This window comes from Bradyrhizobium tunisiense, assembly GCF_042263385.1.
Lineage (GTDB): Bacteria > Pseudomonadota > Alphaproteobacteria > Rhizobiales > Xanthobacteraceae > Bradyrhizobium > Bradyrhizobium tunisiense.
In genome coordinates this window covers 355,241-370,558 of sequence record NZ_JBHLEV010000006.1, presented here as the reverse complement: position 1 = coordinate 370,558, position 15,318 = coordinate 355,241, and the positions used below count along the sequence as shown (strand labels likewise).

Sequence of the window (15,318 nt, the reverse complement as noted above, 5' to 3'; positions counted from 1 at the left end):
CAGGGCGACACAGGCGCGATCGTCCCATCACGCTCTGGTCCATTGACTGGCGTGCTGATCAGAACGTTGCGCCGGCCTTGAGCAGATAGGTGCGGCCGGGCAGCGGATAAGCGCTGAAGCGGCCGTCCGTGAAGGTGCTTGCGATGGCGTAATCGTAGTAGAGCGCATTCAGCACATTGTTGACGCTGAGCGACCAGAAGTAGCGGTCAACCTGGCCGCTGAGCTTGAGGTCGATCGTGCCGTTGGCGGGAATCGGCTTCTGGGTGCCCGCCTGATCGTTGTCCATGCGCCGCTCGCTCCAGAAGCGCGCGGTGGCGTCGAGCACCAAATAGTTCTGCCAGATGTTCCAGGTGACGCCCGCACTCGCGGTGTAGCGCGACACCAGCGGCACGTCATTGCCGGTCCAGATGCCTTCGCGGAAGACGGCGCGGGTATAGGCCATGCCGGAGCGCAGCAGCAGAGCGTCGTTGACGCGATAGGACAGGCTGGTCTCCGAGCCGTAGCGGCGGGTCGGATCGAGGTTGGTGTTGTAGAACAGCACCGGGTTGAAATGGACCTCGTTGGTGAGGTCCATCAGATAGAGGCTGCTCTGCAGCTGCAGTCCGCCGCCCTTGATGCGCAGGCCGCCCTCGATGTCCTGCGAGGTCTGGGTCTTGAGTTGAAACGTTTGCGGGATCGCAGCGAAGGTCAGGGGATCGAAGGACGGCCCTGAGGACAGGCGCTCGTCCACGTCGGGCGTGCGGAACGCGCGCGCGGCGCGGCCGAACAGCGAGACCACCTCATTGAGGCGATGCTCGGCCCCGAGATGCAGCGCATATTGGGTTTCATCGCTCTGGAGCGGGAGGGCGCCGATGTCGGCGTTGAACGGCGCCGCCGGGTCGAAATTGTCGCGCGCCGCAAGATTGATCGTCTGCACCCGCGCGCCATAGGAAATGTCAGTCGTAGGCGACACGCCCAATGTGTGCTGAAAATAGCCCGCAACCGTCTGCTGCCTGAGGTCGTAATCATGCCAGGGGGAGAGCCCCTGCCCGGCGCCGCGGTTCTGCTGAAAGCTCGCGTCGTAATAGTCGATGCCGGTGAGGAGCTGCGATGGCATTCCGAGCAGCAGGCTCTTCACGCTGAGCCGCGGCGTGATCGACCACGTGGTCAGATGGGAATCGGCATAGGTCGACGTGAAGAAGCCCGGAACCGGCACCGGGCTGGAGAAGAACGCACTCTGCTGTTTCTTGTCGCGCACGCCGCCGTCGACGATGAGATCGACGCCGTTGACGAGGGTCTTGGTGAAGCCCGCGGTCACACTGAAGCCCTGCTGGTTGGCATAGTTGAACGGCGTGCTGGTCCCTCGCCGGTCGGTCGCGACCTCGTCGAGGCCGATCGATGGGTCGACGGTCCGCCCGCCCGGCAGCCGCAATTCCTGATGATCGCCCGTGACGGTGAGAAAAGCGGTCAGGCCCGGTGTCGCGTAATTGAGATTGCCGACGCCGTTCTGCTGGGAATAGCGGTTGTTGTCGCGGTAGCCGTCGGTCCCGACGGCGTTGCCATAGAACGAGGTAGACCACGGACCGGCATTGAGCGAGGTCGAGACGTTGCCGACTTTCGTGTTGAACGAGCCGAAGCCGGCCTCGATGCGCGCGGTCACGGGCGGTCCGCCGACGCCGCTCTTGGTGACGATGTTGATCACGCCGCCGACAGCGTTGTCGCCATAGAGCACCGCTCCGGAATTGCCGCGCGTGATCTCGATACGCTCGATGGAATTGAGCGGGATGGTGGAGAGGTCCACCTGTGCCATGTCGATGTCGTTCAGCCGCCGTCCATTGACCAGCACCAGCGTGTTGGCGGTGGCAAACGCGCCGAAGCCGCGCAGGTCCACGCCGGTCTTGGCACCGATCGGGCCGCCATAGAACGTCGTGATCTGGGCCCCCGGCGTCTGCGTCGCGATGATCTCGGCCAGCGTCTGCGACGGCGCGTGCGCGATATCCGCGGCCGTGACGACGGTCGTGGCAGCACCGACGATACCGCCGTTGCCGGCGACAGCCTCGACGGCCGAGCCGGCGCCATTGCCCGACGGCGCGACATCGGCCGTCGCGCGGGGCCTCGTCGCGCCGTCACCGGTCGCCCTGGCCCGCGTGCGGTTCTGGTCGTCGGGCTTGGTCACTTCAATCGGTGGCAGCTGCTCGGCAAGGACCTGCTGGGCGAAGGCCGGAGAGAGATCGAGCGAATGGAAGGCAACGGACGCGAACAGGCCAGCGCTGAGGCGCCCGGCGGCAGAGACAAGACGGGACACAATTGTAAACCTCGGTATGACGTCAGTGGCACGTCACAGCGAACGAGGTTTCACGGTGGAGCGATGGATTGCTCCGGTGAAGCCGATGTCTGCACTCCCCGACCGACATCTTCGCGTGTGACCACGGCTGACGGCAGGTCTCCTGGCTCGCGGGTCGTTACCTTACGTCGCCTTCCCAGGACCGAGTTCCCAGTGGCATAGGACGAAAGATTCACCGCTTACAGTTGCGGGGGCAGCCGTGGCGTTGAGACAATTCCCGTTGGGACAATCCCGCACCACATTCCCTTTTGATCTCCCTGAGGAGAACCGTCACCGATCAACTTACGTGTCGTTCCGCCGGGGAGTCAATCGACCGGTGGCCGTTGTCACCGCGCTCAGGTCCGCCCTCGCAAACGCTGGGCCTGTGCCCAGGCGGCAGCGACGTCGCGTGGCGGAACATCGACGCGCTTGATCGGAGTCAATTCGCCGGAGGCCGAGACGATCGCGGTTTCCTCGCGTCGGCAGCGCGTGCAGACAAAGCGGACCTCATGCGGGGACGCCCACCAGCTCGATCGCTTCACGTTGACCGCCATCGGCCAGGCATCGCAGTGCGAGCAGGACACCAGAAATCGACCGGGATCGAGCATACCCATTTCATCGGACTCCGCGTCCTTCCGCTTCTTCAATGATTAACCCAGGTGAATCGTTCCGGTGCCCAAGCACCGCCGGTTGCTCTCAGCGCGCGCCCTTGAGGGTGCAGGAGGTCGTGCACGTGACCGTGGTGCCGCGATCGCAGGATCTGCAGGCATTGACACACTGGTTCATGTCGCGGGGATTGTACGAGCTGTAGTTCCGCATCGGGCAGGCCGATGTCGAGCCGGTGATGTCCTGATCCTGATTGCAGGACGCCGTCATGAGCGCGAATATGATCACGGCAACGAGGCGCATGTGATTGCCCTGTCGAGCATGGCAAATGACACTCGCGAGGCACGCTGCACTGCAGCGAACCCCGGCCTTCCCAGCACGAGCGATCGCCCGCTGCGTCAAGGATGCGCGCCAAACCTTAAGAACGGATTGCAGCCGGCCTCAGGCCGCGGCCTTGGTCGCGATCGCCTGCCGCATGTCCGTCGCCAACTGACGGTACTGCTCCGAAAGCTTCAGATAGAACTCGCGCTTGGTGCTGTCGGTCGCGAGCTTGGCAATCAGCTCGCATTCGGCGGTCAGTGTCTCGAACCGTTCCAGCCTGTCCTGAAGTTCCGTCATCGGCGTGTCCCCGTCAAACGCCTCAAGGACATTCAACCTAAGCCCGGGAAATAGGTCACGGCGAACATCGTTATCGAGTAGAAACAATTTTTCCGGGGCGGCAGCTATTTGCTGTCCAGCCGCCAGGCGCCGTCCCAGCCGGCGTCCGGCGGGTTCGCCTCGAACTGCGCGATGCGGCCGAGCATCGCGCGCGACGGTCCGTCGCCGGGGACGGCTTCGAGCGCCGCGTTGAAGGCCGCGCGCGCCTCCTCGAAGCGCCGGGCGCGATAGGCGGCGAGCGCTTCGGCATAGTGCATGCGCAGGCTCTCCTGTGCGCCGGTGAGCGCGCCCGCCCTCGCCATCACTTCGAAGATCGCCTGCGGCGCGCTCTGGCCGGCGACCGCGAGACGATCGATCTCGCGCAGTTCGAGCCGCGATCCGACCGCATCAGCGGTGGCCTGCGCGATCAGGATGCGGGTGCCGTAAACCTTGTTGACGGCCTCAAGCCGGGAAGCGAGGTTCACGGCATCCCCCATCACCGTAAAGCTCATCATCAATTCGGAACCGATGCTGCCGGTCAGGACCTCGCCGGTGGCGATGCCGACCCGCAAATCGCACGGTGCCGGCATGGCGCGGATGCCGAGCAGGTCGGGCAGCTGCTTCTGGAGCGCCGGCACCTGCTCGGTCATCTCGATGGCGGCGAGGCCCGCGAGCAACGCCTGCTCGTCGTCCTCGATGAAGGGCGGGCCCCAATAGGACATGATGGCATCGCCGATATATTTATCGATGATGCCGCGGTTGCCCCTGATGGGTGCGGACATCATCGTGAAATAGTGGTTCATCACCCGCACGAGGCCGCGCGGGGTCATGCCCTCGCTCATCGCGGTGAAGCCGCTCATGTCGCAGAACATGATGGTCATGACCCGGCGCTCGCCGTCGATCGCGATCTCCGGCCGGTCGATCAGCCCCTGCACCACCTTGGGATCGATGTAGCGGCCAAAGGTCTCGCGGACGCGCTCGTTGTGCCTGAGCTGCTCGGTCATGCGGTTGAACGCCGCGGCGAGTTCGCCGATCTCGTCCTGGGTGGAGACGGTGATGGTCTTGTCGAAGCGACCGGCTTCGACCTCGCGGGTGCCGGCGAGCAGCAGCCGCACCGGGCGCGTGATACCGCTGGACACCAGGAGCGCAAAGGCAAATCCGAGCACCGCCGCGAGCAAGGTCACGGCTCCCGACACGATGATGGCCTGGTATTGGCGGCCAATCACTTGCGACGTCGAGAAGAAGACCTGCGTCAGCATGTCCGCCCTGATCGCGTCGACCTTCCGGTTGAACGCATCGCGCAGGGTGTCCAGCTGTTCCAGCGTGGCGCGGGCCTGGACCACGTCCTTGGCCTCGATCTGCTTCAGCAGTTTCGCATTGCCCTCGTCCAGATTGCGCCGCAACTCGGTGACGGCGCTCTCGATGCGGACGTCGAGCCGTGCCAGCGCGGCATTGTCGGAATACGTCCTGGGATCATCGATGATCGCGTTGATGTGCTTGCGCGCTGCCTCGGCTTCTTCCTCGAACTTGCGGTCCAATGCCTCGAAGTCGCGAAGCCGCGCCGCATACGTCTCCTCGTCCGACGACGCCCCCATCTTGGTCATGACCATTTGCCGCAGCGCCAGGGCGCGCTCCAGGGAACGGATATTGGCGCGGGCCAGATGGCTGTAGGCCGGGATGTAGCGGTTGGTCAGCTCGCCCAGGAGGACACCGACCTGGCTCGACATCACCATCGACAGGATCGAGGTGACCAGCATCAGGACGATCAATCCGAGGGCGATGCCGACGATCTTGCGCCGGATCGACTGGTTGAAAATCGGCATAGGCGCGGGGCAAAGGCTCAAAGGACGAAGCGAGGGATTCCATACACCGGATCGGGATTCGGGAACACGCGCAATCTGCCCCTGCTGACGCCCTGGACCCGGCCAAACTGTCGCGCGGGCCCGGATCGTTAACAAAGGCTTAAGAGACTATCCTTTGCTCCCCCAGCGCGGAAGTTCCCGCATCACATCCGTATTTTGCCGCATTGTTGCGACAGCGTGAGGATGCGACACGGTAGTGATGCACCGTGTCGGTGCCTTGATTCTCAAGCCGCATGTCGTCGCGGACCTTGGTTTGTAGTGGTTTCGCAGGGGGACCATGGAATGAACCAGTGCCTACGCTCGCTCGCGTGTGTCGTTGCCGTGGCCGCAATGGCCCTTCTTCCCACCGAGATCGCGGCCAAGAGCAGCCACAAATCGTCCGCGCCGAAGAAGACGCATGAGGCGAAGGGCGGCAAGCATCGCCACACGGCGGTGAAGTCGCGCCACGGCAAGCATGCCGAGGCCAGACACAAATCGAAGAAGGCCGACGACGCGCCGTCTGACAAGCCCGCAACACCGCCGCTGACCGGCGACCTCGCCGCGCTGAAGGACGCCATCGATCTCACCCGCAAGGGCAAGACCGATGACGCGAGCGCAGCGCGCGAGCGCATCACCGATCCCGCCGGACGTAAGCTCGCGGACTGGTTCATGCTGCGCCACTCCGACAGCACGGCGAATTTCAAGCGTTACGCCGCCTTCCTCGAGGCCAATCCGGACTGGCCGAGTCGCGCGTTGCTGCGCCGGCGCGCCGAGGCGCGGCTGTGGCAGGAGAAAGCCGACGCCGCCACCGTGCACAAATTCACCATGGACCAACCGACCAGCGCCAAGGGCAAGTTCGCGCTCGCCCGCGTGCTGCTTGCCGAAGGCGACGCCGATAGGGCCGCGCGACTCGTGCGCGAGGCCTGGCGCGCGGACGAATTGTCGGAGCGCAGCGAGGAGGATTCCTACGAGGCGTTCCGCGACCTCCTGACCGCGGACGATCATCGCGCCCGGATGGACAAGCGGCTCGGCGCCAAGGACTATTTGGGCGCGCGGCGCGCCGCAAAACGGCTCGGCGAGGATGCGCTCGCGATCGTCAAGGCCTGCGCCGCCGTCACCGGCAAGTCGAGCAAGGCCAAGGACTATCTGGAGGACGTCCCGACCGAGGCGCGACGCGATCTCGGCTATGTGCTGTGCCGCGCCCAGTGGCATCTCCAGAACGACCGCATCGACGACGCGGCCGAGGTGATCCTCGCCGCCCAGCCCGACACCATGGCCGCGCAAGATACCGATGCCTGGTGGCGCGAGCGCCGCATGCTGGCGCGCAAGCTGCTCGACCAGGGCAAGTCCAGGACGGCCTATGACGTGGTTCGCACCGCCGCGGTGCCCGAGAAGGAAGTCTACCGCGTCGACTATCATTTCATGTGCGGCTGGATCGCGCTGCGCTTCCTCGACGATCCCCAGGCGGCGCTGGTGCACTTCGCCGCCATCGACGAAGGCTCGGCCAATCCGATCGCGCTGTCGCGTGCCCATTACTGGCGCGGCCGTGCCGCCGAAGCGATGGGCGCGACCGCAGATGCGCGCATGAGCTATCGGGCGGCATCGCGCTATTCGACCGCGTATTACGGCCAGCTTGCGCGCGCAAAGCTCGGTCTCGACCGCATCGAGCTGCGTGCGCCCTCGCCCGTGCTGGCCTCGGCCGACACGCCGCCCGCAGACGAGCGCGTGCGTGCCGCCGACATGCTCTACGACATCGGCGAGCGCGACATGGTGTTCTACTATGCCCAGGATTTCGCCAAGGAGAGCACCGACGTCGCGGCGCTCGAAGCGCTCGGCGAGCTCGCCGGCCGGCGCAACGATGCGCGCGTGATGCTGGAGGTCGGCAAGTCGGCGCTGGCGCGCGGGCTCGCGCTCGACCATTACGCCTTCCCCACCATCGGCATCCCCGAGCACCAGCAGGTCGCGCCCGCGATCGAGACCAGCGTGATCTATTCGGTGGCGCGCACCGAAAGCTCCTTCGAGCAGCGCGACAAGTCGCATGCCAACGCGGTCGGGCTGATGCAGGTGACGCCGGAGGCCGGACGCGATACCGCCAGACGTTTCGGACTGACTTACGACTGGGGCAAGATGGTCTCCGACCCCGTCTACAACACGCAGATGGGCGCGGCCGAGCTCAGCGCGCTTTTCTCGGAATACCGCGGCAACCAGATCATGACCTTCGCCGGCTACAATGCCGGCCGCGGCCGCGTGCGCGAATGGGTGCAGGCGCGCGGCGACCCCCGGGATCCCAGGGTCGATCCGGTCGATTGGGTCGAGCGCATCCCGCTGTCGGAGACACGCAACTACGTCCAGCGCGTAATCGAGAACGTGCTGGTGTACCGCGCGCGGTTCGAGGGCAGCAGCATGATCGCCGGCAAGAGCAACGAGCGTGTGGTGACGCACGAGGCCGGAGCAACGGCACCCGTGGCGGCCGCAGCGCCCGCTCCCTAGTCGACGCCGCCGGGGCTGAACACCGGCGCCTGCAAGGTTACGTCGCTGCGGCTTCCACGCGAGTGCAGTCGCGCAGCTAGATGTCACCTCCTTCCAGCGTGATCGGATCGCGACCTTCCAAGGATGCGCCGGTCAAAGCTCTTGCGAAGGTCCAAGCGTGCATCGTGCAGCTCCAGCACCAGACCGCACCCAGGGCCGCCATCGTCTCGATCATATTGCGAGCGGCGAGCTCGACGTTCGCGGCGGCCGGTTCCGTGCACCCAGGCATCGGCCATTGTACGAAGAACAGGACGAGTTCGCCGCGCCGGTAGCAATCGTAGTCACAGTAGCGGCGCTGTGTGCGCGCATGCCGGACATAGCCGGAGCAGAGCGACCGCGAGCAGGTGCTGCACGTGGCCGCGCGCAACGGAGGCTCGTGGTTGACCACCACGAATTTCATGACGCCACCCTCACGCCATCCGTCGCGAGGGCCTCGCAGAACAGCGCATAGCACTGATAGTCGCAGTAAGGCAGACGGGTCGCGATCTCGCGGAGATAGCTGCCGCTGATAGGCTCGCAGCACTGCATGCACCAAGTGTGCCGGAACGGGGTCCGGTCGTTCACGAGCACGAAGGCGAATCTCATGTGGCACCTCCCAGGGCGAAGCAGTAAACGCTGTCCAACGGAGACAGGGCGGGCGGTGGAGCGCAAAGGTGGTTTCGGCCGTCCGGATTATCCCTGTTTCGCTCCACCTTCTGGGGTGGGATCAGAATGTATCTCCCGTCCTCCCGGCGTCGTGCATAGATCTGGCCGTCGATGTATTTGATATCGGTCGGATAGCAGTCAGCGCTGTTGCAGCAACTGAGGCTCGGATTGTCCGGCATGTGCCAGGTCGAATAGAATTTCTCGTGCAGCGCCTGGTCCTGGAGTGGATGCTGGCGATGAGCGGTGCCTTGTCCAGTCTCCTGTGCCTGGACTGCAGCGGAGCCGAGGAGAACCAGCGAGCACAAGAGCTTGCATGAGCGCTTCAACGCACGGGCTCCCGGGTCAGACCTTCGGAACGAAGTCAGTTCTCTAATTCGGCCTCAGGCAACCTGAACCCGAAACAACCACCGGCGGTCGCGTTCGCGGCGGGTGCGGAAGCGATCGACACACTTCTTGGAGCAGAGCGCGGTGCGCCAGGAATAGTAGCGGATCAGACCGAACTTGCCGCCGCACACCCCACAGCCATTGACTGAAGGGCAAGGTTCGGACTGGGATAGGCCACGCTCAGGAAGTACCGATGTATCGCACATTGTTATCTCCCTCTGTCGCTTGGTTACTTGCGCTTTGCCAGTTCATTCCCTTCGACCTCGCGCGGGTCGTGAATTGCCGCGGCGGCGGTTGCGTCACCAGTATTCCGGCGGTTCGTCCCTGGTCGTTGTTTGTCGGTACGACACCTCGGCCGCTAGCTTCAGACCGGTTCTCGTGCGCTCGCTGCGATCGACCGGTCGACACTCCCGAATGGTCATAAGGCTAGTTCGCCGGGCACGAGATGCTCAATTGTACGGAGGTAAATGGCCAATATGATTAGGAATGGAGGCCCTATACCTAGGTTTGTCCCGTACTCGCCCCGGGGCTCCCCGGCTCATGTTCAACGAGACGGCGCACGATGCTCCGGCCGCACGGTCACCGTGAAGATCCCGCCGGCATGGCGTCCTCGGGGCGCCGCAATGGACAGCGCAGCGCTCGATGCAGAGGCGCACGTCATGATCGCCCGTCGACTTTGGCCGGAATTGCTCCTCTCGCGGCAACGTGCTCTACTCGTGTTCACGCAGAGAGCGCCGGGAGCGTCTGCGATGAAGCCGGGCCGGGCAGCAACGTTCGGGAAGTCAGCCGCACAATTCCTCGTCGGCTGCGTCAGGCAGGTTGTCACTGCCGGGCCGCACACTGAGCCGGACGCCGGTTTGCACGAGGCGGTCAAGCAGTGGCAGCAGGTCTTCGAGCACAACCCGGTCATGTACTTCATGGTCGATCCGACCGGAACCGTGATCAACGTGAACACGTTCGGCGCGGCGCAGCTCGGCTACACGGCCAAGGAATTGATCGGCCGATCGGTGCTGGATGTCTTCTTCGAGGAAGATCGTGACTTCGTCCGGACGTGCGTCGCGCTGTGCCTTAAGACCATTGATCAATCACACACCTGGGAAATCCGGAAGGTTCGCAAGGACGGCTCGGTGCTATGGGTGCGCGAGAACGCCAAGACCATGCTGCGGGCCAATGGCGGACCGATCGTGCTGGTGGCCTGCGAGAACATCACCGAGCGCAAGGAAGCGGAGAATGCGCTGCGACAGAGCGAGGCCTATCTCGCCCAGGCGCAGGAATTGAGCCACACCGGCAGTTTCGGCTGGAAGGCCGCGACCGGCGAGATCACCTGGTCCAAGGAGACCTATCGCATCTTCCAATTCGAGGAGGGGACGAAGCCCGAGATCCCGCTCATGCTCGAGCGCATCCATCCGGAGGACCGGCTTGCGGTGCAACGGACCACGGGTCGGGCGGCACGCGAGGAAAGAGATTTCGATCATGAATACCGGCTCATAATGCCCGACGGCTCGATCAAGTACGTCCGAGCGGTAGCCCGGGCGATGCGGGATGCGAGCGGTCACGTCGAATTCGTCGGATCGGTGACTGACATCACGGCGACCAAAGAGGCAGAGCGCAAACTGCGCGATAGCGAGCAGCGCTTCCGCGACTATGCCGAAACCGCCTCCGACTGGTTCTGGGAGACGGGGCCGGACCATCGCGTGACCGAGATATCAGAACACTCAGATACCATCTCTGCTCCCGTGGGCCTGATCGGACTTACGCGTTGGGATATCGCGCCGGATGCCGATCTCGAGCCGGAAAAATGGCAACAACATCGGGCGGCGCTGGACGCCCACGTCCCGTTCCGCGACTTGGTGTATCGCAGCAAAGACCGCAACGGGCAGCCGATCTACGTCCGGACCAGCGGCAAACCGTTCTTCGACGCCGACGGCGCTTTTCTCGGCTATCGCGGCGTCTGCACCGATGTGACCGCCGCGATCCGGACCAATCAGGCCGAAGACGCGCTGCGCAAGGCCCAGGCCGAGCTCGCACATGTGACGCGCGTCACAACACTGGGTGAGCTGACCGCTTCCATTGCACACGAAATCAATCAGCCGCTTGCCGCAGTCATCGCAAATGCCGACGCCTGCCTCGCCTGGCTGCAGCGCAGTCCGCCCGATCTCAAGGCGGCCCGCCGCTCCGTAGAGTGGATCATCGAGGACGGCACGCGTGCCAGCGACGTGATCCGTCACGTTCGGGCGCTCGCCAAGCGGTCCGGCATCGAGATGGTTCCACTCGACGCCAACGTGGTCGTGCGGGAGGCCGTCGCACTCGTTCAGCGCGAGATGGCCAGCCACGCCGTATCGGTGCGAATGGAGTTGTCGTCGGCACTGCCGAATATCTTTGGCGATCGAATCCAGTTGCAGCAGGTCCTGATCAACCTGATCATGAACGGGATCGAGGCCATGGAAGGCGTCCACGATCGCCCACGCGAGCTGGCCATCCGTTCAGGGGCGAGTGGCGATGGCGCGATGCTGGTGAGCGTTTCCGACTGCGGGGTCGGCATTAGTGAAGAGGCGATAGATCGCCTGTTCACGCCGTTCTTTACCACGAAATCCGCAGGCATGGGCATGGGACTGTCGATCTGCCGCTCCATCATCGAGGCCCATGGCGGACGGCTTTCGGCCGCACCGAACCAGGAGCGGGGCGCGACCTTTCAGATCACCCTGCCCCTCTATCGAGAGCAAACATCGTGACCAAGCGCGCGGAGCCTTCGCCGCAGCCGGACGGCGATCAGCCAATCGTCTTCATCGTCGACGACGACGCATCGATGCGCCGCGCACTCACCAATCTCTTCGAGTCGGTCGGCCTCAAGGTCGAAGCATTCGGCTCGGCACCGCAACTTCTCCACGCGAAGCCGCCGGATGTCCCCAGTTGCCTGGTGCTCGACATTCGCCTGCCCGGAGCCAGCGGCCTCGACCTGCAGTCCGATCTTGCCAAGGCAAATATCCACACGCCAATCATCTTCATTACCGGTCATGGTGACATTCCCATGACGGTTCGGGCCATGAAGAGCGGCGCGATCGACTTCTTGACTAAGCCGGTTCGCGACCAGGACATTCTGGACGCGGTTCAGGCCGCTATCGAACGAGACCGCAAGCGCCGCGACCTCAACAGGACGGTCTCGACCGTGAAATCACGCTTCGAGTCACTATCCTCGCGGGAGCGAGACGTATTGTCACTGGTGACGTCCGGCCTGATGAACAAGCAAGTGGCAGCCCAGCTCGGATTGGCGGAAATCACCGTCAAAATCTATCGCGGCCAGATCATGCGGAAAATGGGCGCGAAGTCGCTGGCCGATCTGGTGAGGATGAGCGAGGCGCTCGGGATTGGATCCAACAAGCCCGGCGCACAAACCTAAGTATGAGTTTCCAATGACGACTGGCAGGTCCACCTTGCGCGTTTATGTATAGCCGTGGCGACGGCAAGCGTAATCCCGGGCGAGGAGCGGACGTCTTGTCAGTGGCTTCGGTGATTTCGGTGCTTGACGACGACCCTTACGTGCGGGCCGCAATCAACAATCTCTTGGAATCGCGTGGATATATCGTTCACACATTCGCCTCAGCCGAGGAGTTTTTGAGATCGGACGATTCGAATGACACCTCGTGCGTGATCGCCGACGTGCAGATGCCGCTGATGACCGGGATCGATCTGTTGACGCAGATGCGCGCGCATGGCTCGGCAACGCCGTTCATCTTCATCACGGCTTTCCCGGATGAGAGCGTACGTGTACGTGCGCTCAACGCCGGGGCAACCTGTTTTCTCGGAAAGCCGTTCGCCGCCTCGGATCTGATGCAATGCCTGGACCGTGCGCTGGCAGCAGGTCACGAAACCACGCAGTGAGCGACCGGCGACGAGCAAATGCGAGGGTGGACAGCGACCAGGATCAATTCCGCATCTCGCGAGGGCCTCCCGCGAGATGCCCCGCGTTCGCCGCCCGCTCGGAATGCGGCGCGGAAACTGACGACATGCAGCGGGGCATGGCGCCGCCCGGCTTAATCCACCTTGATGTTCGCCGCCTTGATCATCGGCCACCATTTGGCGATCTCGGCCTTCTGACGGGTGCCGAGCGCTTCGGGCGTGAGCTGATCCTTCGGCGTCATCTCCAGGCCCTGGCCTTCGAGCTGCTTCCTCACAGCGGGATCGTTCAGCGCCTCCACGGCCGCGGCGTTGAGCTTCGTCACGATCTCCTTCGGCGTGCCCTTCGGCACCCACATGCCCGACCACAGCGTCATGTTGAAGCCCTTCAGACCCGCCTCCTCCGCGGTCGGGATCTCCGGTGCCGACGACAGGCGCTTGCTGTCGGTGATGGCGTAGGCGCGGATGGTGTTGGCGCGGACCTGGCCGATGGAGTTGGAGGTCTGGTCGACGATGAGGTCGATCTGACCGGCGATGAGATCGTTCAGTGCGGGCGCGGTGCCGCGATACGGAACGTATTGCAGCTTGATGCCGGAGACGCTTTCGAAATAGACGCCGGCGATGTGGCTGCCGGAGCCGGCGCCGGCGGTGCCTGCTGTCGGCGGTGAGGGCCGCGACTTCAGCCACTCGATCAACTCCTTCAGCGAGGTCGCGGGCACTGCGTTCTTGCTGACGATGATCATCGGATTGCTCGGCAGCAGCACGACCGGCTCGAGGTCGGTGACGAGGTCGTATTTGAGTTTGTAGACCGCACCGTTGGCGACGTGGGTGCCGAGATGGCCGAAGGAGATGGTGTAGCCGTCCGGCGGCGATTGCACCGCGCGGCCGACGCCGATCGAGCCGCCCGCGCCGGTGACGTTCTCGACCACGACGGCCTGGCCAAGCGACACCCGCATCCGCTCGGCCAGCACACGCGCCATCGCATCCGACGGTCCGCCGGCCGAGAAGGGCACGATGATGGTGATGGGATGGGAGGGATAGTCATCGGCGCGCGCGGCGCCGGTCACAGCGAGAACAGCAAACAGCGCAGCCCAGACGGCCTTCGTCATTGTCTTCTCCCCGGCGATGTCGTTGTTATTTTTTTGCTCTTCCCGCGTACGGGAAGAGGAATCATTCGTCGCGCAATGCGCGCTAGAACTGCGAATAGTCGATCGGCTTATGGCGGTCGAGCGTGCGGGTGACCGGCGGCAGCGGATACTTCAGGCCGGTCGCGCAGTTGAACAGCATCACGCGGTCGCTTTTCGAGACGCGGCCGTCGGCGAGGCTTTCCTTGTAGGCGGCATAAGTGGCGGCGCCCTCGGGGCACAGCAGCAGCCCCTCCTCGCGCGCGACCTCGCTGAGCGCCGCCGAGATCTTGTCGTCGTCGACCGCGATGGCAAAGCCCTTGCTCTCGCGCACCGCGCGCAGGATCAGGAAATCGCCGATCGCCTGCGGCACGCGGATGCCGGAGGCGATGGTGTGAGCGTCCTCCCAGCGCGTGGCGTGCTCGGTGCCGGCCTCGTAGGCGCGCACCATCGGCGCGCAACCGGAGGCCTGCACCGCGACCATGCGCGGCCGCTTCGAGCCGATGAAGCCGATCTTCTCCAGCTCGTCGAACGCCTTCCACATGCCGATCAGACCGGTGCCGCCGCCGGTCGGATAGACGATCACGTCGGGCACGTCCCAGCCGAGCTGCTCGGCGAGCTCGAGACCCATCGTCTTCTTGCCCTCGATGCGGTACGGCTCCTTCAGCGTCGAGGTGTCGAACCAGCCGACCTTGGCCTTGCCCTCGCCGACGATCTTGCCGCAATCGTCGATATAGCCGTTGACGCGGTAGACGGTCGCGCCCTGCAGCTCGATCTCGCTGACGTTCACCTCCGGCGTATCGGCCGGGCAGAAGATCGTGGTCTTGATGCCGCAACTCGTGGCGTAAGCGGCCAGCGCCGCGCCGGCATTGCCGTTGGTCGGCATCGCCATGTGCTTGATGCCGAGCGCCTTGCCCATCGACACCGCCATCACGAGGCCGCGCGCCTTGAACGAGCCGGTCGGCAGACGGCCCTCATCCTTGACGATGACCTCGCCGCCGCCGAGCTTTTTGCCGAGCTTGGGCAACCGGATCAGCGGCGTCGTGACCTCGCCGAGCGAGACGATGTCCTTGCACTTGCGCACCGGCAGCAGCTCGCGGTAGCGCCACATGTCGCCGGGACGTTGGGCGAGCGCGTCCTTGGTCAGCGCCTTCTTCACGCCGGCGAGGTCGTAGCGGACGAGAAGCGGCTTGCCGGCCTTGGAGAGGTTGTGGACCTGGTCGGCGGCGTAATGATCGCCCTCCATCGCGCATTCGAGATGGGTGACGAAGGTCGGGCGTTCGATGGTGAGGTTGTCGTTGTCGTGCATGTTGCTTCTTTCTTCTTGCTTATTGAACTGCTCTTTTTACTCGTCATT

At 64.2% G+C, this 15,318-nt stretch carries 13 protein-coding genes and 1 riboswitch; of the genes, 4 read left to right on the top strand and 9 right to left on the bottom strand.

Translation table 11 applies throughout. The features are described 5' to 3' along the window. Positions 1-58 precede the first annotated feature (58 nt). The 5 genes from ACFDR6_RS26375 to ACFDR6_RS26355 form a co-directional block, all read right to left on the bottom strand. Complete coding sequence (locus ACFDR6_RS26375; RefSeq protein ID WP_375860015.1) at positions 59-2,284, bottom strand: TonB-dependent receptor; 2,226 nt, start codon at positions 2,282-2,284, stop codon at positions 59-61. 115 nt (positions 2,285-2,399) lie between these two features. Beyond that, positions 2,400-2,610: riboswitch (cobalamin riboswitch) on the bottom strand. 48 nt (positions 2,611-2,658) lie between these two features. Next, positions 2,659-2,916, bottom strand: coding sequence for a hypothetical protein (locus ACFDR6_RS26370; protein WP_212090321.1), 258 nt, complete (start codon positions 2,914-2,916; stop codon positions 2,659-2,661). A gap of 82 nt (positions 2,917-2,998) precedes the next feature. Further along, complete coding sequence (locus tag ACFDR6_RS26365; protein ID WP_375860014.1) at positions 2,999-3,211, bottom strand: hypothetical protein; 213 nt, start codon at positions 3,209-3,211, stop codon at positions 2,999-3,001. A gap of 138 nt (positions 3,212-3,349) precedes the next feature. Continuing rightward, positions 3,350-3,526, bottom strand: coding sequence for a hypothetical protein (locus ACFDR6_RS26360; RefSeq protein ID WP_212090316.1), 177 nt, complete (start codon positions 3,524-3,526; stop codon positions 3,350-3,352). Between the two features lie 104 nt (positions 3,527-3,630). After that, positions 3,631-5,367, bottom strand: coding sequence for an adenylate/guanylate cyclase domain-containing protein (locus ACFDR6_RS26355; RefSeq protein WP_375860013.1), 1,737 nt, complete (start codon positions 5,365-5,367; stop codon positions 3,631-3,633). A gap of 321 nt (positions 5,368-5,688) precedes the next feature. Here ACFDR6_RS26355 and ACFDR6_RS26350 point away from each other — a divergent pair, with 321 nt between their 5' ends. Further along, on the top strand, positions 5,689-7,875 hold the full coding sequence (locus tag ACFDR6_RS26350) for a transglycosylase SLT domain-containing protein (RefSeq protein WP_375860012.1): 2,187 nt from the start codon (positions 5,689-5,691) through the stop codon (positions 7,873-7,875). Positions 7,876-7,951: 76 nt separating this feature from the next. Here the strand turns inward: ACFDR6_RS26350 and ACFDR6_RS26345 are convergent, their stop codons facing one another. Both ACFDR6_RS26345 and ACFDR6_RS26340 read right to left on the bottom strand, forming a co-directional pair. Then, complete coding sequence (locus ACFDR6_RS26345; RefSeq protein WP_375860011.1) at positions 7,952-8,314, bottom strand: hypothetical protein; 363 nt, start codon at positions 8,312-8,314, stop codon at positions 7,952-7,954. Beyond that, the gene (locus ACFDR6_RS26340; RefSeq protein ID WP_375860010.1) at positions 8,311-8,499 is read right to left on the bottom strand and encodes a hypothetical protein; all 189 of its coding nucleotides are present in this window, start codon (positions 8,497-8,499) and stop codon (positions 8,311-8,313) included. Before ACFDR6_RS26340 ends, ACFDR6_RS26345 begins: the two co-directional genes overlap by 4 nt. A 1,193-nt stretch (positions 8,500-9,692) precedes the next feature. Here ACFDR6_RS26340 and ACFDR6_RS26335 point away from each other — a divergent pair. From ACFDR6_RS26335 to ACFDR6_RS26325, 3 genes are all read left to right on the top strand, one after another. Further along, entirely contained in the window at positions 9,693-11,675 is a 1,983-nt protein-coding gene (locus ACFDR6_RS26335; protein ID WP_375860027.1) for a PAS domain S-box protein, read from the top strand. Further along, positions 11,672-12,340, top strand: a complete 669-nt coding sequence (locus ACFDR6_RS26330) for a response regulator transcription factor (protein ID WP_212090304.1) — start codon at positions 11,672-11,674, stop codon at positions 12,338-12,340. Before ACFDR6_RS26335 ends, ACFDR6_RS26330 begins: the two co-directional genes overlap by 4 nt. Positions 12,341-12,435: 95 nt before the next feature. After that, positions 12,436-12,822 carry a response regulator transcription factor gene (locus ACFDR6_RS26325; RefSeq protein ID WP_212090302.1) on the top strand — a complete coding sequence of 129 codons (387 nt, stop codon included), beginning with the start codon at positions 12,436-12,438 and terminating at the stop codon, positions 12,820-12,822. A 152-nt stretch (positions 12,823-12,974) separates the two neighbouring features. On the opposite strand, the gene ACFDR6_RS26320 is transcribed toward ACFDR6_RS26325, so the two are convergent. After that, the gene (locus ACFDR6_RS26320; protein ID WP_317239373.1) at positions 12,975-13,946 is read right to left on the bottom strand and encodes a tripartite tricarboxylate transporter substrate binding protein BugD; all 972 of its coding nucleotides are present in this window, start codon (positions 13,944-13,946) and stop codon (positions 12,975-12,977) included. A gap of 82 nt (positions 13,947-14,028) precedes the next feature. After that, entirely contained in the window at positions 14,029-15,270 is a 1,242-nt protein-coding gene (locus tag ACFDR6_RS26315) for a threonine synthase (protein ID WP_375860008.1), read from the bottom strand. Positions 15,271-15,318 lie beyond the last annotated feature (48 nt).

Coding starts and splice junctions, on each gene's coding strand:
- ACFDR6_RS26365 (WP_375860014.1), bottom strand. CDS start 3,211: ATGCGCCTCGTTGCCGTGATCATATTCGCGCTCATGACGGCGTCCTGC.
- ACFDR6_RS26345 (WP_375860011.1), bottom strand. CDS start 8,314: ATGAAATTCGTGGTGGTCAACCACGAGCCTCCGTTGCGCGCGGCCACG.
- ACFDR6_RS26340 (WP_375860010.1), bottom strand. CDS start 8,499: ATGAGATTCGCCTTCGTGCTCGTGAACGACCGGACCCCGTTCCGGCAC.
- ACFDR6_RS26320 (WP_317239373.1), bottom strand. CDS start 13,946: ATGACGAAGGCCGTCTGGGCTGCGCTGTTTGCTGTTCTCGCTGTGACC.
- ACFDR6_RS26335 (WP_375860027.1), top strand. CDS start 9,693: ATGAAGCCGGGCCGGGCAGCAACGTTCGGGAAGTCAGCCGCACAATTC.
- ACFDR6_RS26350 (WP_375860012.1), top strand. CDS start 5,689: ATGAACCAGTGCCTACGCTCGCTCGCGTGTGTCGTTGCCGTGGCCGCA.
- ACFDR6_RS26370 (WP_212090321.1), bottom strand. CDS start 2,916: ATGGGTATGCTCGATCCCGGTCGATTTCTGGTGTCCTGCTCGCACTGC.
- ACFDR6_RS26360 (WP_212090316.1), bottom strand. CDS start 3,526: ATGACGGAACTTCAGGACAGGCTGGAACGGTTCGAGACACTGACCGCC.
- ACFDR6_RS26355 (WP_375860013.1), bottom strand. CDS start 5,367: ATGCCGATTTTCAACCAGTCGATCCGGCGCAAGATCGTCGGCATCGCC.
- ACFDR6_RS26315 (WP_375860008.1), bottom strand. CDS start 15,270: ATGCACGACAACGACAACCTCACCATCGAACGCCCGACCTTCGTCACC.